This window comes from Kitasatospora sp. NPDC008115, assembly GCF_042957205.1.
Classification (GTDB): domain Bacteria; phylum Actinomycetota; class Actinomycetes; order Streptomycetales; family Streptomycetaceae; genus Kitasatospora.
Genome location: NZ_JBIBHU010000013.1, coordinates 35,277 through 56,651, shown reverse-complemented (window position 1 = coordinate 56,651; position 21,375 = coordinate 35,277). Strand labels below are relative to the sequence as shown.

Here is a 21,375-nt window from a genome sequence, read left to right as displayed (position 1 = left end):
GACGAGCGCATAATGTGACGTTATGAATGCTCTGAGTGATACTCAAGGATCGCCCGGACGAACGAGCCCGCTCCGTCCGGGTGCCCCGGGCGGCAGTGGCCCCGCCCTCCGGGGGTGGCCGGGGGCGGGGCCTGGTGCGGTGGTGGCTACCTGACGGGGGAGTAGACCCGCTCGATCTGCTGGGTGCCGGACTTGGTGCGGTAGGAGCGCGACCATTTGCTGGTGGCGTCCTTGCGGGTCCGGTCGGAGAGGACGTAGTAGTCCATCTGCGCCTGGGCGGGGGTGACCTCCAGGACGCCGTAGCCGTGCGAGTCCAGGTCCACCCACTTGACGTGCGGGTTGGCGCCCTTGATCGCGGCGGCCGCGACCAGTGAGAGGGTCTGCGGCGCGACCTTGAGGAAGTCGTCGATGTTGTCCGAGGTGACCGAGGTGACCACGAACTCGGTCGCGGCGCTGCCCGACAGCGGGTAGGTCGCGGCCTCGTACGGGACGTCCGAGGCCCAGGCCGAGTGGATGTCGCCGGTGAGGAAGACGGTGTTGGTGATGCCGTTCGCCTTGAGGTGGCCCAGCAGTTCGCGGCGGTCGTGGGTGTAGCCGTCCCACTGGTCGGTGTTGATCGCCAGGCCCTCTCCGGGCAGGCCGAGCAGCTTGGCGAGCGGGCGCAGCAGGTAGTCCGGCAGCGAGAAGAAGGCGACCGGCGAGATCATCACCTCGTTGCCGATCAGGCGCCAGGCGGTGTCGGAGGAGGTGAGTCCGGCCTTCAGCCAGTCCATCTGGGCACGGCCGGTGATGGTGCGCCCGGCCGAGTCGACCTCGCCGTTGCCGACCTTGACCTGCTCGGAGCGGAACGAGCGCTGGTCCATCAGGTGCAGGTCGGCCAGCTTGCCGTAGCGCAGGCGGCGGTAGGTGGTGCCGGCGACGGACGGGCGGACCGGCATCCACTCGAAGTAGGCCTGCTTGGCGGAGGCGACCCGGGCCGCCCAGTCGCCCTCGGCGCCGGGGGTGTGGTTCTCGGCGCCGCCGGACCAGGCGTCGTTGGCGAACTCGTGGTCGTCCCAGATCGCGATGGTCGGGACCTGGGCGTGCAGGGCCTGGAGGTCCTCGTCCGTCTTGTACCGGCCGTGGCGGGTGCGGTAGTCGGCGAGGGTGAGGATCTCGTGGGCGGGCGCGTGCGGGCGGACCACGGAGCCGGCGGCGCAGAACTCGCCGGTCCGGTACTCGTAGATGTAGTCGCCGAGGAAGAGGAAGGCGTCGAGGTCGCCGCGGGCCGCCAGGTGGCGGTAGGCGGAGAAGTAGCCGGCCTCCCAGTTGGCGCAGGACGCCACGCCGAAGCGGAGCCGGTCGAGCGCGGCGTCGGCGGCCGGGGTGGTGTGGGTGCGGCCGACCGGGGAGGTGGTGGCGCCGGCGGTGAAGCGGTACCAGTAGGCGGTGTCCGGGGCGAGTCCGCGGATGTCCGCCTTGACGGTGTGGTCGGTGGCGGCGGAGGTGGTCACGGTGCCGCTCGCCGCGATCCGGGTGAAGCCCTTGTCGGCGGCGAGCTCCCAGCGGACCTCGGTGTCGGCGCCCAGGCCGGAGCCGGGGACGGCCTCGGGGGCCGGGGTGACGCGGGTCCAGAGCAGGATGCCGTCCGGCAGCGGGTCGCCGGACGCGACGCCGTGCAGGAACTGTGGGGCGGTGGCGGCCTGGGCCGCGGCGCCGAGGGTCAGCGGCAGGGCGGCGGCGCCCGCGGCGATGGCGGTGGCCTTGAGCACCTGGCGGCGGTGGGGGCGGGCGGCGGTCATGTCATTGACAAGGTCAGTCACGGCGGACAGGCTACCGGCGGGTAACGAGCTGTTCCATAGGGCGAACTGACTGTTTGTCGTCGATTCACTGGTGCGTGACGTCCCGCCACCCCGCCGGGTGGACGCGGCCACCTGGCGGCCATGCGCGATGATGGAGCGGTTCCCGTCCGCTGCAAGGAAGTCCTCCCCCGTGGCCCAGATCCTGCTCCTGCACTCCGTGTACGGCCTGCGTCCCGCCGTCCACACCGCCGCCGACCGGCTGCGCGCCGCCGGGCACACCGTGCACACCCCGGACCTCTTCGAGGGCCGGACCTTCGAGGACGTCGAGGCGGGCATGGCGTACAAGGAGGAGGTCGGCAGCGAGGAACTGCTGCGCCGGGCGGTGGGCACCGCCGCCCCGCTGCTGACCTCCGGCACCGCCCTCGTCTACGCCGGCTTCTCCCTCGGCGGCTCGCTCGCCCAGAACCTCGCCCTCGCCGACGAGAACGCCCGCGGCCTGCTCCTGCTGCACGGCACCTCCGACATCCGCGAGGACGCGGCCACCTCCATCCCCGTCCAGCTCCACGTCGCCGAGCCCGACCCGTTCGAGCCGGAGGACTGGCTGAACGCCTGGTACCTCAACATGCGCAGGGCCGGCGCCGACGTCGAGATCCACCGCTACCACGGCGCCGGCCACCTCTTCACCGACCCCGACCTGGCGGACTACGACGCCGAGGCGGCGGAGCAGACCTGGGCCGTGGCCCTGGACTTCCTGGCGGAGCTGGACGCCGCCTGAGCAGACCACCGGCGCAGGCCATGACGTTGGTCGATGACGTGCGTGGTCGCGGTTGCGCCCCGGCCGCCCGCAGCCCTGCGGGCGGCCGGGGCGGAGGTGTTTTCGAGGAGGAACAGGGGAGCCGGAGCGTCGGCCCCGGTGGAGGATGGGGGTGTGACGAGGATGAGTGATGGGCGGTACGCGCCGGCGGGGTCGTTGATCGGGATGGTGCAGCGGGGGCGGGGGCTCGGGGCGCGGATGGTCGCCGAGGATCCGCGGGGGACCGCCGAGGTGGTCGAGGCGTGCGTCCGGTGGGACTGGCGGTGGGACGGGGCCGATCAGCGGGCGGTGTATCTGGCGCGGTTGGTTCGGGATGCCGGGGTCGGGGTGGAGGTCGCCGGGGAGGCCGAGGGGCGGCGACATGAGGAGGGCGGGGACGTCGAGGGGGACGTCGAGGCGTTGGTGGGGCGGCTGGAGCGGGAGTGGGCGGAGCAGCGCTGGTGCGGCCCGGTGCACACCGCGCGGGCTCTGGCGGGGTTCGGGGTGGAGGCCCGCGGCGCGGCGTCGCTGCTGCGGCGGTTCTGGTTGTGGACGCCGCACTCGTACGAGCGGGCCGGGTATCTGGAGGCGTTGGCGGCGATCGAGCCGGCGGGGCTGGCCGGGATCTACGTGGAGTGTCTCTGGGACTGTGAGGAGGACGCGCGGTTGATGGGGGTGGAGCGGGCTCCGGACGGGGTGGAGGTGAGGGGGAGGCTGGAGTACCTCAGGGACGACGAGCTGGAGAGCGCGGTGGTCAGGGCCGCCGCCTCGGCGAGGCTGGCGGCCCTGACGGGTCAGAGGCCCGGGATGCGGTTGTTGCGGTAGAGGTCGACGAAGAGCTGGTGGTCGGCGCGGGCCCGGGCGCCGTAGGCGTGGGCGAAGTCCACCAGCATCGCGGTGAAGCCGGCCTCGTCGCGGGTGATGGCCTCGTGGATGGCGTGCTCCGTGGAGAACGGGACCAGGGTGTGGCCGCTGGACGACTCGTCGGCGGCGGCGTGCATGGTCGCCGTGGCGCGGCCCAGGTACTCGGTGACCGTCAGCAGGTCGGGCAGCTCGTTGAGGTCGCGCCAGTCGAGGTCGGTGGCGTACGGGGACACCTCGGCGACCAGTTGGCCGCGCCCGCGCAGGGTGGTGTACCCGAGCCACGGGTCGCTGTGGGACTGGAGGGCGCGCTGGGAGATCACCGTGCGGTGGCCCTCGTGCTCGAAGTAGCCGGCGATCGCGGGGTCGGTGACGTGACGCGAGACGGCCGGGGTCTGGCCCTGCTTCATGTAGATGATCACGTCGTTCTCAAGGGCGTCCGTGTGGCCCTCCAGCAGCACGTTGTAGGAGGGGAGACCGGCGGAGCCGATGCCGATGCCCCGGCGGCCGACCACGTCCTTGACCCGCAGGGCCGCCGGGCGGGTGCGGGAGGCCGGCGGCAGGGTGGCGAGGTACTCCTCGAAGGCGGCGAGGACCTCGGCCTTGGTGGGCTCGTCCAGTTCGATCGCGCCGCCGCCCAGGCGGAAGCGGCGGTCGTAGCCCTCGATCACGGTGTCGCCGTCCAGCAGCGAGACCCGGGTCTGCAGCCGGGCCTGCTGGAGGGTGGCCAGGATCGGGCCGCCGGTGGTGTCCAGGGTGTATGGGTCGGCGTCGCCGTGCGTGACGTGGGCCGAGATCCGGCGGCGGTAGGCGTTGGCGAAGGAGGTGACCAGTTCGGTGATGGTCGTGTCGGAGAGCGCCTTGGCGTAGCCGATCAGCGCGAGCGAGGCGGCCAGGCGCTGGACGTCCCAGGTGAAGGCGCCGACGTAGGCCTCGTCGAAGTCGTTGACGTTGAAGACCAGCCGGCCCTCGGAGTTGAGGTAGGTGCCGAAGTTCTCCGCGTGCAGGTCGCCGTGGATCCAGACCCGGCTGGTGCGCTCGTCGAGGAAGGGGTCGGCGAAGGAGGAGAAAGGCGCGGTGGTGAGGTCGGCGTAGTAGAGGGCGGCGGTGCCCCGGTAGAACGCGAACGCCGAGGCCGCCATCTTCCGGAACTTCACCCGGAAGGCCGCCGGGTCCTGGGCGAGCAGGTCGCCGAAGGCCGTGTCGAAGACTCCGAGTACGGCCTCGGCACGGTCGGTGGCGGGGGAGGGCTGGTGCGACATTCGGGATCCTTCGGGCTCGGCGGGTGGCCGGGAACGGAGCTGCCCCAGGAGGCTAGAGTAGGAACGTGAACGCGTGAGTGCTGGTCCGGGCCCTGGTAGTGGCCCGGGCCGCAACTGTTTCCAGGCACCTTCTGTGACCTGCGCGTTCGCCGGCCCACCTGCCAGCACCGAGCCTACGGAGGCCCCGCCTTGAGCGATCAGCCGTTCGCGCATCTGCACGTTCACACCGAGTACTCGATGCTGGACGGTGCCGCCCGGCTGAAGCAGATGTTCAAGGAGGTCGAGCGGCTGGGCCAGTCGCATGTCGCGATGACCGACCACGGCAACATGTACGGTGCGGCCGAGTTCCACAAGCAGGCCACCGCCGCCGGCATCACCCCGGTGATCGGCATCGAGGCGTACGTCGCCCCGGAGTCCCGTTCGAACACCAAGCGCATCCTGTGGGGCCAGCCGCACCAGAAGAGGGACGACGTCTCGGCGTCCGGTGCCTACACCCACAAGACCATCTGGGCCCGGAACAAGGAGGGCCTGCACAACCTCTTCAAGCTGACCTCGCGCTCCTACTCCGAGGGCTGGCTGGTCAAGTGGCCCCGGATGGACAAGGAGCTGATCTCCGAGCTGTCCGGCGGCCTGATGGCCACCACCGGCTGCCCCTCCGGCGAGCTGCAGACCCGGCTGCGCCTGGGCCAGTTCGACGAGGCGCTGCGGTCGGCCGCCGAGTACCAGGAGATCTTCGGCAAGGAGAACTACTTCCTGGAGCTGATGGACCACGGCCTCGACATCGAGAAGCGGGTCCGCGACGGGCTGATCGAGATCGGCCGGAAGCTCGGCATCCCGCCGGTCGTCACCAACGACTCGCACTACACCACCGAGTCCGACGCCGGCGCCCACGACCTGCTGCTCTGCGTGCAGACCGGCAAGAACCTCTCCGACCCGGACCGCTTCCGGTTCGACGGCACCGGCTACTACATCAAGTCGGCCGCCGAGATGTACGCCCTGGACCAGTCGGACGCCTGGCAGGAGGGCTGCCGCAACAGCCAGTTGCTGGTGGCCTCCCGGGTCGACACCGAGGGCATGTTCCAGTTCCGCAACCTCATGCCGCGCTTCCCGATCCCGGAGGGCTTCGAGTCCGAGGCGGACTTCTTCAAGTCCAAGGTCTGGGAGGGCATGGACTGGCGCTTCCCGCACGGGTACGACGAGGAGCACAAGAAGCTCGCCGAGTACGAGATGGACACCATCATCCAGATGGGGTTCCCGGCGTACTTCCTCGTGGTCGCCGACTTCATCATGTGGGCGAAGAGCCAGGGCATCGCGGTGGGCCCCGGCCGTGGTTCGGCGGCCGGCTCGCTGGTCGCGTACGCCATGGGCATCACCGACCTCGACCCGATCCCGCACGGCCTGATCTTCGAGCGCTTCCTCAACCCCGAGCGCATCTCCATGCCCGATGTCGACATCGACTTCGACGAGCGCCGGCGCGGTGACGTGATCCGGTACGTGACGGACAAGTGGGGATCCGACAAGGTCGCCATGATCGTCACCTACGGCACCATCAAGGCGAAGGCCGCCATCAAGGACTCCTCGCGGGTCCTCGGATACCCGTACGCGATGGGCGACCGGATCACCAAGGCGATGCCGCCGGACGTGATGGGCAAGGGCATCCCGCTGTCCGGCATCACGGACAGCAGCCACCCGCGCTACAGCGAGGCCGGCGAGATCCGCGGGCTGTACGAGACCGACCCCGATGTGCGCAAGGTGATCGACACCGCGCGCGGCATCGAGGGCCTGATCCGCCAGCCCGGCGTGCACGCGGCCGGCGTCATCATGTCCGCCGAGCCGCTGACCGACCACATCCCGGTCTGGACCCGGCACACCGACGGCGTCACCATCACGCAGTTCGACTACCCCACCTGTGAGGGCCTCGGCCTTCTCAAGATGGACTTCCTCGGCCTGCGCAACCTGACGATCATGGACGACGCCGTCAAGGCGATCGAGAAGAACAAGGGCGTCAAGATCAACCTTCTTGAGCTGCCCCTGGACGACAAGCCGACCTACGAACTGCTGGCGCGCGGCGACACGCTCGGCGTCTTCCAGCTCGACGGCGGCCCCATGCGCTCGCTGCTGCGCCTGATGAAGCCCGACAACTTCGAGGACATCTCCGCCGTCCTGGCGCTGTACCGCCCCGGTCCGATGGGCGTCAACTCGCACACCAACTACGCGCTGCGCAAGAACGGCCAGCAGGAGATCACCCCGATCCATCCGGAGCTGGAGAAGCCCCTGGAGGAGGTGCTGCGGCCCACCTACGGCCTGATCGTCTACCAGGAGCAGGTGCAGAAGGCCGCGCAGATCCTGGCCGGCTACTCGCTCGGCCAGGCCGACCTGCTGCGCCGCGCGATGGGCAAGAAGAAGAAGGAGATCCTGGAGGCCGAGTTCGTCCCGTTCCAGAAGGGCTGCCGGGAGCGCGGCTACTCGGACGCGGCGATCCAGGCGGTGTGGGACGTGCTCGTCCCCTTCTCCGGCTACGCGTTCAACAAGGCGCACACGGCGGGCTACGGGCTGGTCTCGTACTGGACGGCGTACCTCAAGGCCAACTACCCGGCCGAGTACATGTCCGGCCTGCTGACCTCGGTGAAGGACGACAAGGACAAGTCGGCCGTCTACCTCAACGAGTGCCGCAAGATGGGCATCAACGTCCTGCCGCCGGACGTCAACGAGTCGGACGCGGACTTCACCCCGCACGGTGACACCACCGTCCGGTTCGGCCTGACCGCCATCCGCAACGTCGGCGGCCCGGTCGTCGAGTCGATGATCCGGACCCGGAAGAGCAAGGGCAAGTTCTCCTCCTTCCCGGACTTCCTGGAGAAGGTGGAGTCGGTGGTCTGCAACAAGCGGACCGTCGAATCGCTGATCAAGGCCGGTTCCTTCGACTCGCTCGGGCACACCCGCAAGGGCCTGACCGCGCAGTTCGAGCCGATGATCGACAACGTCGTCGGCATCAAGCGCAAGGAGGCCGAGGGGCAGTTCGACCTGTTCGGCGGCGACACGTCGAGCGACGAGCCGAGCTTCGGGCTGGACGTGGTCTTCTCCGAGGACGAGTGGGAGAAGTCCTTCCTGCTCACCCAGGAGCGGGAGATGCTCGGCCTGTACGTCTCCTCGCACCCGCTGCACGGCATCGAGCACGTGCTCGCCGACAAGGCGGACTGCGCGGTCGCGGACCTCGCCGAGCGGCCGGACGGGACGATCATCACCATCGGCGGCATCATCTCGGGCCTCCAACGGAAGATGACCAAGCAGGGCAATGCCTGGGCGATCGCGACGGTCGAGGACCTCGCGGGCTCGATCGACTGCATGTTCTTCCCGGCCAGCTACCAGCTGGTCTCCTCCCAGCTGGTCGAGGACGCGGTGGTGTTCGTCCGCGGCAAGCTGGACAAGCGCGAGGACGTGCCGCGGCTGATGGGCATGGAGCTGTCCGTCCCGGACCTGTCGAACGCGCACGCCGACGCGCCGATCATCATCAACATCCCCACCGGCAAGGTGACGCCCCCGCTGGTGGCGCGGCTCGGCGAGGTGCTGAGCAGCCACCGGGGGACCACGGAGGTCCGGGTCCGGCTGGAGGCGCGGAGCAGGACGACGGTGCTGCGCCTGGACCGGCACCGGGTGAAGTCCGACCCGGCGCTGTTCGGGGACCTGAAGCAGTTGCTAGGGCCGAGCTGCCTGGCGGGCAACGGGACGAACTGATCCTCCCGGTGGGCGCCCGTGCCCGGCCGGGTACGGGCGCCCACCGCTATGCGGAGTTGCGCAGCGGGGCCGGCACGGCGGTGTGCAGGGCGGAGACGAAGGCGGAGATCGCCGGGTGGGCGCCGGCGCCCGCGCGGAAGGCGGTGCGGGTGCGCCGGTACATCGGCAGCCGGGTGAGGACGACCCCCGGCGGGGGCCGGTCGATGCCGAGGTGCGGGACCAGCGCCACCCCCTGGCCGGCCGCGACCAGGGCGAGCACGGTCGCGAAGTCGTCGATCTGGTGGCGGATCCGGGGCGCGAAGCCCGCGGCCTCGCAGGCGCGGACGGCCATGCTGTGGCACAGGGTGCCCGGCGGGGCGAGGATCCACGGCTCGGCGCGCTGGTCGGCGACGGCGCCGGGGGCGCGGGCCGCCAGGTACATCGGCTCGGTGAAGATCGGCCGGGTGACCGCCAGGCCGGGCTCCGGGTCGGCGGGCACCAGGTCGTACTCGTGCACCAGCGCCACGTCCAGCTCGCCCGCGCGCAGCGCCGCCGCGACCTCGGCCGGGTCGACCTCGGTGATCATCGGCTCCAGCCCCGGGTGCCAGCCGGCCAGTTCGGCGAGGACGGCGGGGAAGATCGCGCGGGCCGCCGACGGGTAGGTGCCGATCCGCAGCGGGCCGGCCAGCCCCTCGCGGGCGTGGGCGAGCTCGGCGTCCGCCTGCTCCAGCCGCTCCAGCACGGCCTCGGCGTGCCGGACCAGGTTGCGTCCGGCCGGGGTGAGGGCGACCCGGCGGCCGGTGCGCTCCAGCAGCGCGACGCCGGCCTCCTTCTCCAGGACGGACAACTGCTGGGAGACCGCCGAAGGGCTGAAGCTGAGCGCCTCGGCGACGGCGGCGATGGTGCCGAGGTGGGCGAGTTCGCGCAGCAGGCGCAGGCGTCGGACATCGAGCATCGGCTCAGCTTACGAGAAGCTTCGGAAACGTGAACTGGACCTGCGGGATCGGTGGACCCGAGGATCGTGGGCATGGAACTCAAGGGCATTTTCGTCCCGCTGGTCACCCCGTTCGCGGCCGACGGCTCGGTGGCGCTGGACGCGCTGGAGAAGCTGGCCGGCTCGGTGCTCGACGAGGGCGCGGCCGGGCTGGCCGCGCTCGGCACCACCGGCGAGCCGGCCGCGCTGAGCGCGGACGAGCGGCGCGCGGTCACCGAGGTCTGCGCGGAGGTCTGCGCCGCGCGCGGTGTGCCGCTGCTGGTCGGCGCGGGCGGGCCGGGCACCGCCGCGGCCGCCGAGGAGCTGGCCGCGCTGGCCGGGCGGGTGCCGGGGGTGGCGGGCGCGCTGGTCACCGTGCCGTCCTTCGTCCGGCCGGGCGAGGCCGGGACGGTCGCGCACTTCCGGGCGCTGGCCGAGGCCAGTTCGGTGCCGCTGGTCGTCTACCACATCCCGTACCGGACCGGGCAGGCGCTGTCCGGGGCCGCGCTGCTGGAGCTGGCCGCGCTGCCGAACGTGGCGGGCGTCAAGTACGCGACCGGCGGGGTGGACCAGGCGGCGGTGGAACTGCTGGCCGCGGCGCCGGCCGGGTTCTCCGTGCTGGGCGGGGACGACGCGGTGCTGGCGCCGCTGCTGGCGCTGGGCGCGGACGGCGGCATCCTGGCCTCCGCGCACCTGGCCACCGGGCGCTTCGTCGAGCTGGCCGAGGCGTGGCGCGCCGGGGACGCGGCCGGGGCCCGGGCGCTGGGCCACCGGCTGACCGCCCTGGCGGTGGCGGCCTTCGCCGCGCCGAACCCGGCGGTGGTCAAGGGGGTGCTGCACGCGCAGGGGCGGATCCCGACGCCGGACGTCCGGCTGCCGCTGCTGCCGGCCGGGCCGGCGGAGGTCGCGCGGGCGCTGGAACTCGTCAGTGGTCTGGACCACTGACGACCACAGGATGGAATGCCGGGCCGTCCGGCGGCCTTGACAAGGCATGATGGGCGGAGTGCGGCTGTGAGCAGCAAGATTCAAAGAGGAGTAGTCGGATGAAGATCGGCATTGTCGGGGCGACCGGCCAGGTGGGCGGCGTGGTCCGCGAGATCCTGGCCCAGCGCGACCTTCCGGTGGAGCAGCTGCGGCTGTTCGCCTCGGCCCGCTCGGCCGGGCGCACGCTGCCCTGGAAGGGCACCGAGGTCACCGTCGAGGACGCGGCCACGGCCGACTACGCCGGCCTGGACATCGTGATCTTCTCGGCCGGCGGTGCCACCTCCAAGGCGCTCGCCCCCAAGGCCGCCGCCGCGGGTGCCGTCGTCATCGACAACTCCTCCGCCTGGCGCCGTGACCCCGAGGTCCCGCTGGTCGTCTCCGAGGTCAACCCCGAGGCGATCGCGGACCGCCCCAAGGGCATCATCGCCAACCCGAACTGCACCACGATGGCCGCCATGCCCGTGCTGCGCCCGCTGCACGAGGAGGCCGGGCTCGCCGCCCTCGTCGTCTCCACCTACCAGGCCGTCTCCGGCAGCGGCGTGGCCGGCGTGGCCGAGCTCCAGGACCAGGCGGCCAAGGTCGTCGACGGCGCCGCCGCGCTCGCCCACGACGGCTCGGCGGTCGAGTTCCCCGAGCCCAAGGTCTACCAGCGCCCGATCGCCTTCAACGTCGTCCCGCTGGCCGGCTCGATCGTCGAGGACGGCTCCAACGAGACCGACGAGGAGCAGAAGCTCCGCCACGAGAGCCGCAAGATCCTCGGCATCCCCGAGCTGAAGGTGGCCGGCACCTGCGTGCGCGTCCCGGTCTTCTCCGGCCACTCGCTGCAGATCAACGCCCGCTTCGAGCGCCCGATCAGCCCCGAGCGCGCGGTCGAGCTGCTCACCGGTGCCCCCGGCGTCGAGCTGAGCGAGATCCCCACCCCGCTCCAGGCCGCCGGCCAGGACCCCAGCTACGTCGGCCGCATCCGGGTCGACGAGACGGTGGAGAACGGCCTGTCGCTGTTCGTCTCCAACGACAACCTGCGCAAGGGCGCCGCGCTCAACGCCGTCCAGCTGGCCGAGCTGGTCGCCGCGGAGCTCAAGGGCTGAGCGGCCCTCGCCCACCGACAGCGGGCCCCCGTCCGGGATCGGACGGGGGCCCGCGCGCTGTGCGGGGGAAAGCGGCGGCCGGCCGAGGTTCGGCGGGCGGATCTGGGGGAAAAAGCTGACCCAACGATCGGGCGGCTGCGGGCTCACCCTCACCCCACGCCGTCCGGGCCCGGGCGCACCCCGCCCACCCCGGCACCGTCGGACCCGGCGGAGCCCCACCCCGAGGGCGAGCGGAAAGAGGTGCGCGATGGACCGCTGTGTCGTCCTGGTGGACGCCGGATACCTGCTGGGCGCCGCCGCCAGTCTGCTCGCCGGCGACTCCTCCCGCTCCAAGGTCACCGTCGACCACACCGCGCTGATCGCCGCCCTGCGCGAGCGCGCCGAGGCCGAGACCGGCCTGCCGCTGCTGCGGATCTACTGGTTCGACGCCGCGCCCGAGCGCCGCCCGATGCCCGAGCACCGGCGGCTGCGGGTCCTGCCCCGGGTCACCGTCCGGCTCGGCGCGCTCACCAGGGCCGAGGGCCGCTGGGTGCAGAAGGGCGTCGACGCCGCGATGCACGCCGAGCTCTCCGAACTCGCCCGCAACCGGGCCTGCTCCGACGTCGTGCTGATCACCGGCGACGGCGACCTGCTGCCCGGCATGATGTCCGCCAAGGAGCACGGCGTCGTCGTCCACCTCTGGGCGCTGCAGGCCGCCGACGGCGACTTCAACCAGTCCGAGGACCTCGTCGGCGAGGCCGACGAACGGCGGGTGCTGGACCGCGAGTGGATCGAGGGGTCGTTCAGCCTGCGCGACACCTCCAGCGTCTTCCCCGGTCCCGGCGCCCGGCACGACATCGCCAAGATCCTCTCCGCCCCGCCCGTCGCGCCCCCCGGCGCCCTGCCCGGCCCGCTGCCCGCGGCCCAGGTGCCCGGCGGCCCCGTCGCCGACGAACCCGTGGCGGCCGGCGCCGCCGCGCCCGCGCCCGCCGTCAACGGGGGCCCGCAGCCGGCCGTTGCCGGGCTCAAGGTCGTCCCCACCCCCAAGGACCTCGCCGGGCGCAGCGCCGACCGGCAGGCCGCCGTCGCCCAGCAGCAGAACGGCCAGCAGCACGGCCAGCAGCAGACCGGCCCGGTGCTGCGCTGGTCCTCCGACCGGGGCTGGATCGACCGGCCCGTCGCCGAGCCCGCCGTCACCGCCGGCGACGGCCTGCCGACCCTCGCCCAGCTCACCACCGCCGAACAGCGCTGGGCCGACCGAGAGGAGGACATCACCTCGATCGGCGGCGACGCCCACGAGGTCGGCCAGGTCTTCGCCCGCCGCTGGACCGGCCGGATCGGCGACGCCGAACGGCTCACCGTACTGTGGCCCGGCTACCCGCGCATCCCGCACCGGGTCGACGGCGAGCTGCTGCGCTACGCCGCCCGTTTCGGGCTGCTGGCGCACAAGGACGACCAGATCGACGAGCACGACCGGTACGCGATCCGGGCGGGCTTCTGGAAGGAGCTCGCCGCCCGCGTCCCCGGCGGGGACCTGGTCGTCGACGACTGACCGGCCGCCCGGGAGCCGGGGCGGGGCCCCGTTGTCCGCTTCGCCCGTTGCACCGCGTAGAGTCTTCGGTCGTGAGTGAGACGGCCGGGCGGGCACCCCAGGAGACCTCGCCGTGCTGTGCCGTACGGGACCTGGTCCGGACGTACCGCGCCGGGCGCGGGGCCTCCGCCGGCGTGATCCGGGCCAACGACGGCATCACCCTGACCGTCCGGCAGGGGGAGATCTTCGGCCTGCTCGGACCCAACGGCGCGGGCAAGTCCACCCTGGTCCGACAGCTCACCGGACTGCTGCGGCCCGACTCGGGCAGCATCGAGATCCTCGGTCACGACGTGGTCCGGCACCCCGAACGGGCCGCCCGGCTGCTCGGCTACCTGGGCCAGGAGTCCACCGCGCTCGACGAGCTGACCGTCGCCCTCGCCGCCGAGACCACCGGACGGCTGCGCGGCCTGAGCCGGGCCGCGGCCCGCGCCGCCGCCGACGAGGTGATCACCGAGCTCGCCCTGGAGCCGCTCGCCCAGCGGCCGCTCGCCAAGCTCTCCGGCGGCCAGCGGCGGCTCGCCTGCTTCGCCGCCGCCCTGGTCGGCGACCGGCCGCTGCTCGTCCTCGACGAGCCCACCACCGGCATGGACCCGGTCGCCCGGCGGTCCGTCTGGTCGGCGGTCGAACGCCGCCGGGCCGAGCGCTCCACCACCGTGCTGCTGGTCACCCACAACGTGATCGAGGCGGAGACCGTGCTGGACCGGGTCGCCGTGGTCGACGAGGGCCGGGTGATCGCCTGCGACACCCCCGGCGGCCTCAAGGCACTGGTCGACGGCGACGTCCGGCTCGACCTGGTCTGGCGGGACGAGGCACCGCTGGACGTCCCCGCGGTCGCGGCGCTCGCCGAACGGGCCGAGCGCACCGGCCGCCGCTGGACCGTCCGCACCACCCCCGAGCAGGCCCGCGAACTGGTCTCCGCCGTCACCACCGGCCCGGCCTTCGCCGCCCTGGACGACTTCACCCTGGCCACCCCGAGCCTTGAGGACGCCTACCTCAAGCTGGGCGGCCGCCACGGAGGACTGGCCAAGTGACGCTGCTCTCGGCACCGGCGCGGACCACCCCGGACGCGGTCGGCGGGCCCGCCCCGCTGGCCCCCGCCGCCCGGCTGCTGCCCGCCCTCGCCGCCGTCTACCGGGCGCAGCTCGCCCGGGCCCGGGTGGCGCGGATCCCGCTGCTGTTCGTGGCCACCTTCCAGTCGCTCGGCATCCTGGTGATGATGCGGGGCGTCGTCGACGCCGGGCAGACCTCGGCCGCCCGCTACGTGGTGTCCGGCTCCAGCGTGCTGGTGGTCGCCTTCGTGGCGCTCAACCTGCTCGCCCAGTACTTCGGCCGGCTGCGGGCCAGCGGCGGGCTGGACCACTACGCGACGCTGCCGGTGCCGGCCGCCTCGGTGGTGCTGGGCGCGGCCGCCGCGTTCGCCTCGTTCACCCTGCCCGGGACGCTGGTCACGGCGGCCGTCGGCGCGGTGATGTTCGGACTGCCGCTCGGGCAGCTGTGGGTGCTGCTCGCGGTGGTGCCGCTGGCCGGGGCGGCGCTCTCCGGGCTCGGCGCGGCCTGCGGGCTGCTCGCGCCCAAGCAGGAGATCGCCACCATGCTGGGGCAGCTGGGCATGTCGGCGGCGCTGCTGCTCGGCGTCCTGCCGGTGGACCACCTGCCGCAGCCGGTGCTGTGGCTGCGCGACCTGCTGCCGTCCACCTACGCGGTGGAGGCGTTCGCCCGGACGTTCCAGCCGTCGCCGGACTGGGCGGCGGTGGCCGCGGACCTGGCGGTCTGCGCGGGGGTGGGCGTGGTGTCGCTGGCCGTCGCCACCTGGGCGTACCGGCGGGCCACCCGCCGCTAGGGGCGGGGCCCGGTCGGCCGGTCGGCCGGTCGGTGGGTGGCCGGGCCGCGGGGGTGGCGGCCGTGAAACGATGGGGGACGTGACCGTACCGAACACACCTCCGGACCCCGCCGACGCCGTCCCGGCGGACGCCGTGCCCGCTCCGCACGCCGAAGCCGGTCCGCCCGCCGCACGTGATCCGTACGCGCTGCCGCCGGGGCTGGACCTGGTGGACGGGAAGGAACAGCCCGCGGAGCCGATGGCGCAGCGACTGCTGCCCGAGCTGAGGGTCGGGGCGGCCACGGTGCTGGCCTGCCTGGTGCTGGGGGTCGTGATGGGCGGGCTGTGGGCCTGGCTGGCGCCCAAGGTGCCGCTGGTGGTCGACGGCAACAAGATCCTCTACGGGGACCCCGAGGGGGAGCAGCGGGCCGGGGCCGACAGCGTGTTCGTGCTGCTCGGGCTGGGGATGGGCGTCCTGACCGCGCTGGGGGCGTTCCTGGTCACCCGGAAGCGGGGCGGCGGGATCGCGGTGGCGGTCGGGCTGGCGGCCGGCGGCCTGCTGGCGTCGGTGGGGGCGTGGGGGCTCGGGCGGTGGCTCGGGCCGGGCGGCGACCTGGTCGCGGAGGCGCGGCGGGTCGGGGACGGCGGGCACTTCCAGGCGGACATCGACCTCGGGGCCTACGGCGCGGTGCTGGCGTGGCCGATGGCGGCGATGGTGCTGCTGCTGGCGCTGTCGGCGGCCTTCGGCAAGCGCGAGGAGGACCCGCCGCCGTACTGGGGCGTGCCGGGGCCCGCGACCGTGGACGCCGGGGCTCCGGCGGACCGGCGGGAGGGCTGACGGGGGGCTGGGGGCGCGCTGCGCCGGGTGTGGGCGGGTGCGGTTGTGGTGGGGTGGTGGGGGCTTGGGCTTGTGGGGGTCGTGCGGGTTGGGGCCTTCCGCTGCGCGCAGTTCCCCGCGCCCCTGCATTGGCGTGAGCCGGTGCTTCGAGGTGAGGCAGTAGGGGGCTCGGGCCCTGGGGGACGGTGCGGCGCCGGGGCCTTCCGTTGCGCGCGGTTTCCCGCGCCCCTGTGTTGGCGTGAGCCGGTGTTCTGAGGGGGTGCGGGGTGGCCTCGCCGGGTGGGTCAGCGGGCGATGGGGGCGGTGTGGGCGGCGGTGAGGGTGATGAGGTGGGCGGGGGAGAGTTCGACCTCCAGGCCGCGGCGGCCGGCGGAGACGTAGACGGTGGGGTGGGTGAGGGCGCTGGCGTCGACGACGGTGCGCAGCGGGCGGCGCTGGCCCAGCGGGGAGATGCCGCCGAGGACGTAGCCGCTGCTGCGTTCGGCGGCGGCCGGGTCGGCCATCGCGGCGCGCTTGCCGCCGACCGCCGCGGCCAGCGCCTTGAGGTCGAGCTGGCCGGCGACCGGGACGACGCCGACGGTCAGGACGCCGTCGACGTCGGCGACCAGGGTCTTGAACACCCGCTCGGCCGGCACGCCGAGCGCCTCGGCGGCCTCGCCGCCGTAGGAGGCGGCGGCCGGATCGTGCTCGTAGGAGTGGACGGTGAACGGCACGGCGGCGGTCTCCAGGGCGACCGTCGCGGGCGTGCCCTGACCGCCCTTCTTCGGCTTCTTGGCCACGGGGGCTCCGCAATCAGTTGGGGCTGAAGGACTGGCGGGTGAGGTTGACGGCGGGCAGCGAGGGCAGCCAGCCGAGCACCGCCGTCTCGCGGCGCAGCAGGTCCAGCTCGGTGCGCAGTCGCTGGGCGTTGTCGGGGCAGGCGAGCAGTTGCTGCTTGAGCGGGACCTCCAGGACGGCGGCCGCGGCGACCAGGTAGGACAGCACCTGCGGGTCCTCGGGCAGTTCCTGGCGGCCGACGGTGCTGGCCTCGCGGGCGCCGGCGAGCCTGCGCTGGTAGGTGCGGAAGATCCGCTCCACCTCGGCGGCGAGCGCGCCGGAGCCCTCGCCGGTGCGCTCCTCGATGGGTTCGAGCTCGCCGACGAGGTAGGGGCCGCCGACGTCCACGGAGCGGAGCCAGAACCGGGTGGTGCCGGTGACCAGCAGCTCGTACCGGCCGTCCGGCTGCGGCTGGACGGAGGTGACGTCGGCGATGCAGCCGATGTGGTGGAGCGCCTCCAGCGGGTCGCCGGTGGCGGTGCCGAGGCCGTCCAGCGGGCCGGCCGGCCCGTCGTCGGGGCGCACCGGGGCGACCTCGCGGCCGTCCTTGATGGCGAGCACGCCGAAGCGGCGCGGCTGGTCCTCGGGTTGCTCCAGCAGGTCGGCGACGAGACGGCGGTAGCGCTCCTCGAATACGTTGAGGGGCATCACCAGGCCCGGGTAGAGCACCGTGTTCAGCGGGAAGAGCGGAAGCCGTTCTGTCACGGCGGACAGCGTAGTTCCCCGGACCCGGCGGGCGTCCACGGCCCTGGCCCCGGACCGGGCCACGGACCCGCGCCCGGCTAGAGCCGCTGGAGCATCCGGGTGGCGCCGGCGGCGACCGTGGTGGCGAGCACCCAGCCGACGATGACCAGGCCGGAGGAGACCCACTGGGCGGTGCCGCCGGGGTTCCAGCCCTTCTGGCCGAGGTCGACGACCGGCAGCAGCTGGCCGAGCGCGTAGAGCACCGGGTTCCAGTGCGGGCGTTCGTCGGCCTTGAGCGGTTGCAGCGGGTGGGTGGCGAAGTAGAGGCTGCCGAGCGCCCAGGCGAGCAGCAGCCAGAGCGCGGCCCGGCCGGGGCGGAAACCGTAGCCGACGGTGGCGTCCTGGACGCGGCCCCAGATCCGGGCCGGCAGCGGGAGGGTCTGCCGGCGGCGGCGCTGCTTGGCGTAGAGCACCGTGCGGGCGTCGTCGTCGGCGCCGTCGCGGCGCAGGGCGGCGGCGAGCTGCTCGTAGGACTCGGGCTGGAAGTCCACCGAGGCGCTCTCCAGCCAGGCGATCCGCTGCTGGACGGTGAACGGCGCGGCCGGGCGCAGGCATTCGTAGGTGAAGCCGGTGAGGCCGAGGTGCCTGCCCTGCGGCCAGGAGCCGGGGGCGTCGACGAGGTTGCCGATCCGGGCGCGGGAGAGCGAGACGGTGCCGGTGGGCGGGGTGCGGCAGGTGAAGCGCAGTTCGGGGGTCTGGATCCGGCGCAGGGCCAGTTCGTCGCCCTCGTCGAGGTGGAACTCGGCGCCGGAGATCAGGCAGGCGTTCTCGAACCGGCCGTCGGAGAGCCGGACCCGGCCGTAGGCGCGGAACGGCGTGCTGTCGGCGCTCGGCGGGACGGCCTGGCCGTAGCCGGAGCCGTAGTAGGACTGCGAGTCGGTCCAGCCGCGGTCGGCGGAGCTGCTGAGGTACAGCGTGTGGCCGACGGTGACCCGGGGGGCGTTGAGTGCGTTGGGGTTCTCCGGGACGGCCCGCAGCAGGGCGCCGCGCAGCGAGAGCCGGCCGCCGATCCGGGCGGTGCGCAGGCTGACCTCGCCGACGGCCTCCAGCCGTTCGGCCTCGAAGTCCTGGCTGACGGCGAGGCCGTCGGCGGACAGCGCCCGGCCGTACCGGTCGCCGCCGAGGACGGCCTGGTTGAGCAGCAGGTCGGTGCCGATCCGGGCGTCGGTGAGCCGCACGCCCTGCGGGATGCGGCAGCGGGCCAGGTGGAGGTCCCCGGAGGTGACCAGCCGGGAGGCCTCCAGGCGGGGGAGCAGGCAGCCGACCAGGCGCACGGTGCCGGCCTCGGCCTCGGACATGAGGATCTTCTGGTCGAAGCGGCAGTCGTGCAGTTCGACGTAGTGCCCTATGGTGCCGCCGGCCAGCCGCAGCGGCCCGGTGACCAGGGCGCCGGTCAGCTTGAGCGAGGCGACCCGGCCGGGGACGGCGGCGGGCCCGTCCAGCAGCAGGCGGGAGAGCACCACCGCGCGGATCGTCCGCTCCGGGCCCCAGACGGCCCCGCCGAACGGGTCGTCCTCGGCGGCCTCGCCGCTGCGCAGATCGTGGATGCGGCCGTGCCGGAACGCCGCCCAGAGCGCCTGCTCGGCGGCGGTCCAGCCGTCCGGTGCCCGATCCGTCATGGTTCCCCCCAGATGTCCCCGGCCTCCCCCGGCCGTCTCGCCCTTCGTATCACGGACTGAAATGCGGGACCGCCCGTTCCGGCCACTCCTTACACTGGGTGGCGTGATCTCTCGAATCGATCTGCGCGGCTCGCTCGACGACCCGCGCGACCTGCTGCCCCGTGCCGACTTCGACGTCGCGGCCGCCCTGGAGAAGGTGCGCCCGATCGCCGAGGACGTGCATCATCGCGGGGTCGCGGCGCTGATCGAGATCACCGAGCGCTTCGACGGCGTGCGGCTGGAGTCCACCCGGGTCCCCGCCGAGCAGATCGCCGAGGCCCTGGAGGGGCTGGACCCGAAGGTGCGCGCCGCGCTGGAGGAGTCGATCCGCCGCGCCCGCATCGTGCACGGGGACCAGCGCCGCGAGGGGCACACCACCCAGGTGGTGCCGGGCGGCACGGTGACCCAGCGCTGGGTGCCGGTGGACCGGGTCGGGCTGTACGTGCCGGGCGGCCTGGCCGTCTACCCGTCCTCCGTTGTGATGAACGTGGTGCCGGCCCAGGAGGCGGGCGTGCCTGGCATCGCGGTGACCTCCCCGCCGCAGAAGGCCTTCGGCGGCCGGGTGCACCCGACCATCCTGGCGGCCTGCGCGCTGCTCGGCGTCACCGAGGTGTACGCGGTCGGCGGCGCCCAGGCGGTCGCCATGTTCGCGCTGGGCACCGAGGAGTGCGAGCCGGTGAACATGGTCACCGGCCCCGGCAACATCTACGTCGCCGCCGCCAAGCGCTACTTCGCCGGGCGGATCGGCATCGACTCCGAGGCCGGCCCGACCGAGATCGCCGTCCTCGCCGACGACAGCGCCGACCCGGTGGACGTGGCCGCCGACCTGATCAGCCAGGCCGAGCACGGTCCGACCTCGGGCTCGGTGCTGGTCACCGACTCGGTGGCGCTGGCCGACGCGGTCGAGGCCGAGCTGAAGACCCAGGTCGCCCGCACCCGGCACAGCGAGCGGGTAGCCGAGGCGCTGGGCGGCCGCCAGTCCGGCATCATCCTGGTCGACGACCTGGAGCAGGGCCTGACCGTGGTCAACGCCTACGCGGCCGAGCACCTGGAGATCCAGACCCGCGACCCGCACGCGGTCGCCGCGAAGGTCCGCAACGCCGGCGCGATCTTCCTCGGCCGGTTCACCCCGGTCTCGCTCGGCGACTACGCGGCCGGCTCCAACCACGTGCTGCCCACCGGCGGCTGCGCCTGCCACTCCTCGGGCCTGTCCGTGCAGACCTTCCTGCGCGGCGTGCAGGTCGTCGAGTACGACCGCGAGGCGCTGGCCGGCATCGCCGAGCACGTCGTCAACCTGGCGAACGCCGAGGACCTGCCCGGTCACGGTGACGCGATCAAGGCCCGATTCGACTGGACGGTTCCCGGCACGTGACGACCATCGACGACCTCCCCGTCCGGGACGAGCTGCGCGGCCAGTCGCCCTACGGCGCCCCGCAGCTCGACGTCCCGGTCCAGCTGAACACCAACGAGAACCCGTACCCGCTCCCCGAGGAGCTGGTCGCCCGGATCGCCGAGCGGGTCGCCGAGGCCGCCCGCCACCTCAACCGCTACCCCGACCGGGACGCGGTCGAGCTGCGCGAGGGCCTGGCGGCGTACCTCACCCGCACCACCGGCCACGCCGTCGCCCGGGAGAACGTCTGGGCCGCCAACGGCTCCAACGAGGTGCTCCAGCAGCTGCTGCAGACCTTCGGCGGCCCCGGCCGCACCGCGCTCGGCTTCGAGCCCTCGTACTCGATGCACGCGCTGATCTCCCGCGGCACCGGCACCGGCTGGATCTCCGGCCCCCGCAACGCCGACTTCACCGTCGACCTGGACGCCGCCGTCGCGGCGATCGCCGAGCACCGCCCGCACGTGGTGTTCGTCTGCTCGCCGAACAACCCGACCGGCACCGCCGTCGGGGCCGACACCGTGCTGCGGCTCTACGAGGCCGCGCAGGCCGCCCGGCCCAGCCTGGTGGTGGTCGACGAGGCGTACGTCGAGTTCTCGCACCGCGACTCGCTGCTGTCGCTGATCGAGGGCCGCCCCAACCTGGTGGTCTCCCGCACCATGTCCAAGGCCTTCGGCGCGGCCGGGCTGCGCCTGGGCTACCTGGCCGCCGACCCGGCGGTGGTGGACGCGGTGCAGCTGGTCCGCCTGCCCTACCACCTGTCGGCCGTCACCCAGGCCACCGCACTGGCCTGCCTGGAGCACACCGACACCCTGCTCGGCTACGTCGGCCGGCTCAAGGAGGAGCGCGACCGGCTGGTCGAGGCGTTGCGCGGGCTCGGTCTCGAGGTGACCGACTCGGACGCCAACTTCGTCCAGTTCGGCCGCTTCGCCGACACCCACGCCGTCTGGCAGGCCATCCTCGACCACGGCGTCCTGGTCCGTGACAACGGCGTCCCCGGGTGGCTGCGCGTCACCGCCGGCACGCCCGCCGAGAACGACGCCTTCCTGGACGCCGTCGCCACCGTGATCAAGGAGCTGTAACCCGA

17 protein-coding genes are annotated in these 21,375 nt (G+C 73.2%); 11 read left to right on the top strand and 6 right to left on the bottom strand.

The features are described from left to right. Positions 1–146: 146 nt before the first annotated feature. Positions 147–1,781 carry an alkaline phosphatase D family protein gene (locus ACFZBX_RS18115; protein ID WP_391534857.1) on the bottom strand — a complete coding sequence of 545 codons (1,635 nt, stop codon included), beginning with the start codon at positions 1,779–1,781 and terminating at the stop codon, positions 147–149. Positions 1,782–1,932: 151 nt separating this feature from the next. Here ACFZBX_RS18115 and ACFZBX_RS18110 point away from each other — a divergent pair, with 151 nt between their 5' ends. Together ACFZBX_RS18110 and ACFZBX_RS18105 are read left to right on the top strand one after the other, a co-directional pair. After that, positions 1,933–2,556, top strand: coding sequence for a dienelactone hydrolase family protein (locus ACFZBX_RS18110; RefSeq protein ID WP_391534856.1), 624 nt, complete (start codon positions 1,933–1,935; stop codon positions 2,554–2,556). Positions 2,557–2,718: 162 nt separating this feature from the next. Next, complete coding sequence (locus ACFZBX_RS18105; protein ID WP_391534732.1) at positions 2,719–3,399, top strand: hypothetical protein; 681 nt, start codon at positions 2,719–2,721, stop codon at positions 3,397–3,399. Here ACFZBX_RS18105 and ACFZBX_RS18100 read toward each other — a convergent pair. Then, positions 3,369–4,697, bottom strand: a complete 1,329-nt coding sequence (locus tag ACFZBX_RS18100) for a DUF2252 domain-containing protein (RefSeq protein ID WP_391534731.1) — start codon at positions 4,695–4,697, stop codon at positions 3,369–3,371. The two genes, ACFZBX_RS18105 and ACFZBX_RS18100, sit on opposite strands and share 31 nt — an antisense overlap. A 189-nt stretch (positions 4,698–4,886) precedes the next feature. Here ACFZBX_RS18100 and dnaE point away from each other — a divergent pair, with 189 nt between their 5' ends. Beyond that, entirely contained in the window at positions 4,887–8,432 is a 3,546-nt protein-coding gene (gene dnaE, locus ACFZBX_RS18095) for a DNA polymerase III subunit alpha (protein ID WP_391534730.1), read from the top strand. Between the two features lie 46 nt (positions 8,433–8,478). Here dnaE and ACFZBX_RS18090 read toward each other — a convergent pair whose 3' ends face one another. Next, entirely contained in the window at positions 8,479–9,366 is an 888-nt protein-coding gene (locus tag ACFZBX_RS18090; protein ID WP_391534729.1) for a LysR substrate-binding domain-containing protein, read from the bottom strand. A 72-nt stretch (positions 9,367–9,438) separates the two neighbouring features. On the opposite strand from ACFZBX_RS18090, the gene ACFZBX_RS18085 reads away from it, so the two are divergent. The 6 genes from ACFZBX_RS18085 to ACFZBX_RS18060 all read left to right on the top strand — a co-directional run bounded on the left by ACFZBX_RS18085 (position 9,439) and on the right by ACFZBX_RS18060 (position 15,683). Next, positions 9,439–10,329 carry a dihydrodipicolinate synthase family protein gene (locus ACFZBX_RS18085; RefSeq protein WP_391534728.1) on the top strand — a complete coding sequence of 297 codons (891 nt, stop codon included), beginning with the start codon at positions 9,439–9,441 and terminating at the stop codon, positions 10,327–10,329. A 98-nt stretch (positions 10,330–10,427) separates the two neighbouring features. Next, entirely contained in the window at positions 10,428–11,456 is a 1,029-nt protein-coding gene (locus ACFZBX_RS18080) for an aspartate-semialdehyde dehydrogenase (protein WP_391534727.1), read from the top strand. 247 nt (positions 11,457–11,703) lie between these two features. Beyond that, a complete protein-coding gene (locus ACFZBX_RS18075; RefSeq protein ID WP_391534726.1) occupies positions 11,704–12,987 on the top strand; it encodes an NYN domain-containing protein in 1,284 nt (427 codons plus the stop codon). A gap of 71 nt (positions 12,988–13,058) precedes the next feature. Further along, the gene (locus tag ACFZBX_RS18070; protein ID WP_391534725.1) at positions 13,059–14,057 is read left to right on the top strand and encodes an ABC transporter ATP-binding protein; all 999 of its coding nucleotides are present in this window, start codon (positions 13,059–13,061) and stop codon (positions 14,055–14,057) included. After that, a complete protein-coding gene (locus tag ACFZBX_RS18065; RefSeq protein WP_391534724.1) occupies positions 14,054–14,866 on the top strand; it encodes an ABC transporter permease in 813 nt (270 codons plus the stop codon). Before ACFZBX_RS18070 ends, ACFZBX_RS18065 begins: the two co-directional genes overlap by 4 nt. 79 nt (positions 14,867–14,945) lie before the next feature. Next, positions 14,946–15,683, top strand: coding sequence for a hypothetical protein (locus ACFZBX_RS18060; RefSeq protein ID WP_391534723.1), 738 nt, complete (start codon positions 14,946–14,948; stop codon positions 15,681–15,683). A 284-nt stretch (positions 15,684–15,967) separates the two neighbouring features. Here the strand turns inward: ACFZBX_RS18060 and ybaK are convergent, their stop codons facing one another. The 3 genes from ybaK to ACFZBX_RS18045 all read right to left on the bottom strand — a co-directional run bounded on the left by ybaK (position 15,968) and on the right by ACFZBX_RS18045 (position 18,862). Further along, positions 15,968–16,462, bottom strand: a complete 495-nt coding sequence (ybaK, locus tag ACFZBX_RS18055) for a Cys-tRNA(Pro) deacylase (protein ID WP_391534722.1) — start codon at positions 16,460–16,462, stop codon at positions 15,968–15,970. A gap of 13 nt (positions 16,463–16,475) precedes the next feature. Further along, the gene (locus ACFZBX_RS18050) at positions 16,476–17,204 is read right to left on the bottom strand and encodes an LON peptidase substrate-binding domain-containing protein (RefSeq protein WP_391534721.1); all 729 of its coding nucleotides are present in this window, start codon (positions 17,202–17,204) and stop codon (positions 16,476–16,478) included. A gap of 77 nt (positions 17,205–17,281) precedes the next feature. Further along, positions 17,282–18,862, bottom strand: coding sequence for an oxidoreductase (locus ACFZBX_RS18045; RefSeq protein WP_391534720.1), 1,581 nt, complete (start codon positions 18,860–18,862; stop codon positions 17,282–17,284). 103 nt (positions 18,863–18,965) lie between these two features. Between ACFZBX_RS18045 and hisD the strand changes: the two genes are divergently transcribed. Further along, on the top strand, positions 18,966–20,273 hold the full coding sequence (hisD, locus tag ACFZBX_RS18040; protein ID WP_391534719.1) for a histidinol dehydrogenase: 1,308 nt from the start codon (positions 18,966–18,968) through the stop codon (positions 20,271–20,273). Then, on the top strand, positions 20,270–21,370 hold the full coding sequence (locus tag ACFZBX_RS18035) for a histidinol-phosphate transaminase (protein WP_391534718.1): 1,101 nt from the start codon (positions 20,270–20,272) through the stop codon (positions 21,368–21,370). Before hisD ends, ACFZBX_RS18035 begins: the two co-directional genes overlap by 4 nt. Positions 21,371–21,375 lie beyond the last annotated feature (5 nt).

Coding starts and splice junctions, on each gene's coding strand:
- ACFZBX_RS18100 (WP_391534731.1), bottom strand. CDS start 4,697: ATGTCGCACCAGCCCTCCCCCGCCACCGACCGTGCCGAGGCCGTACTC.
- ACFZBX_RS18110 (WP_391534856.1), top strand. CDS start 1,933: ATGGAGCGGTTCCCGTCCGCTGCAAGGAAGTCCTCCCCCGTGGCCCAG.
- ACFZBX_RS18085 (WP_391534728.1), top strand. CDS start 9,439: ATGGAACTCAAGGGCATTTTCGTCCCGCTGGTCACCCCGTTCGCGGCC.
- ACFZBX_RS18090 (WP_391534729.1), bottom strand. CDS start 9,366: ATGCTCGATGTCCGACGCCTGCGCCTGCTGCGCGAACTCGCCCACCTC.
- ACFZBX_RS18080 (WP_391534727.1), top strand. CDS start 10,428: ATGAAGATCGGCATTGTCGGGGCGACCGGCCAGGTGGGCGGCGTGGTC.
- ACFZBX_RS18115 (WP_391534857.1), bottom strand. CDS start 1,781: ATGACCGCCGCCCGCCCCCACCGCCGCCAGGTGCTCAAGGCCACCGCC.
- ACFZBX_RS18105 (WP_391534732.1), top strand. CDS start 2,719: ATGAGTGATGGGCGGTACGCGCCGGCGGGGTCGTTGATCGGGATGGTG.
- ACFZBX_RS18045 (WP_391534720.1), bottom strand. CDS start 18,862: ATGACGGATCGGGCACCGGACGGCTGGACCGCCGCCGAGCAGGCGCTC.
- ACFZBX_RS18075 (WP_391534726.1), top strand. CDS start 11,704: ATGGACCGCTGTGTCGTCCTGGTGGACGCCGGATACCTGCTGGGCGCC.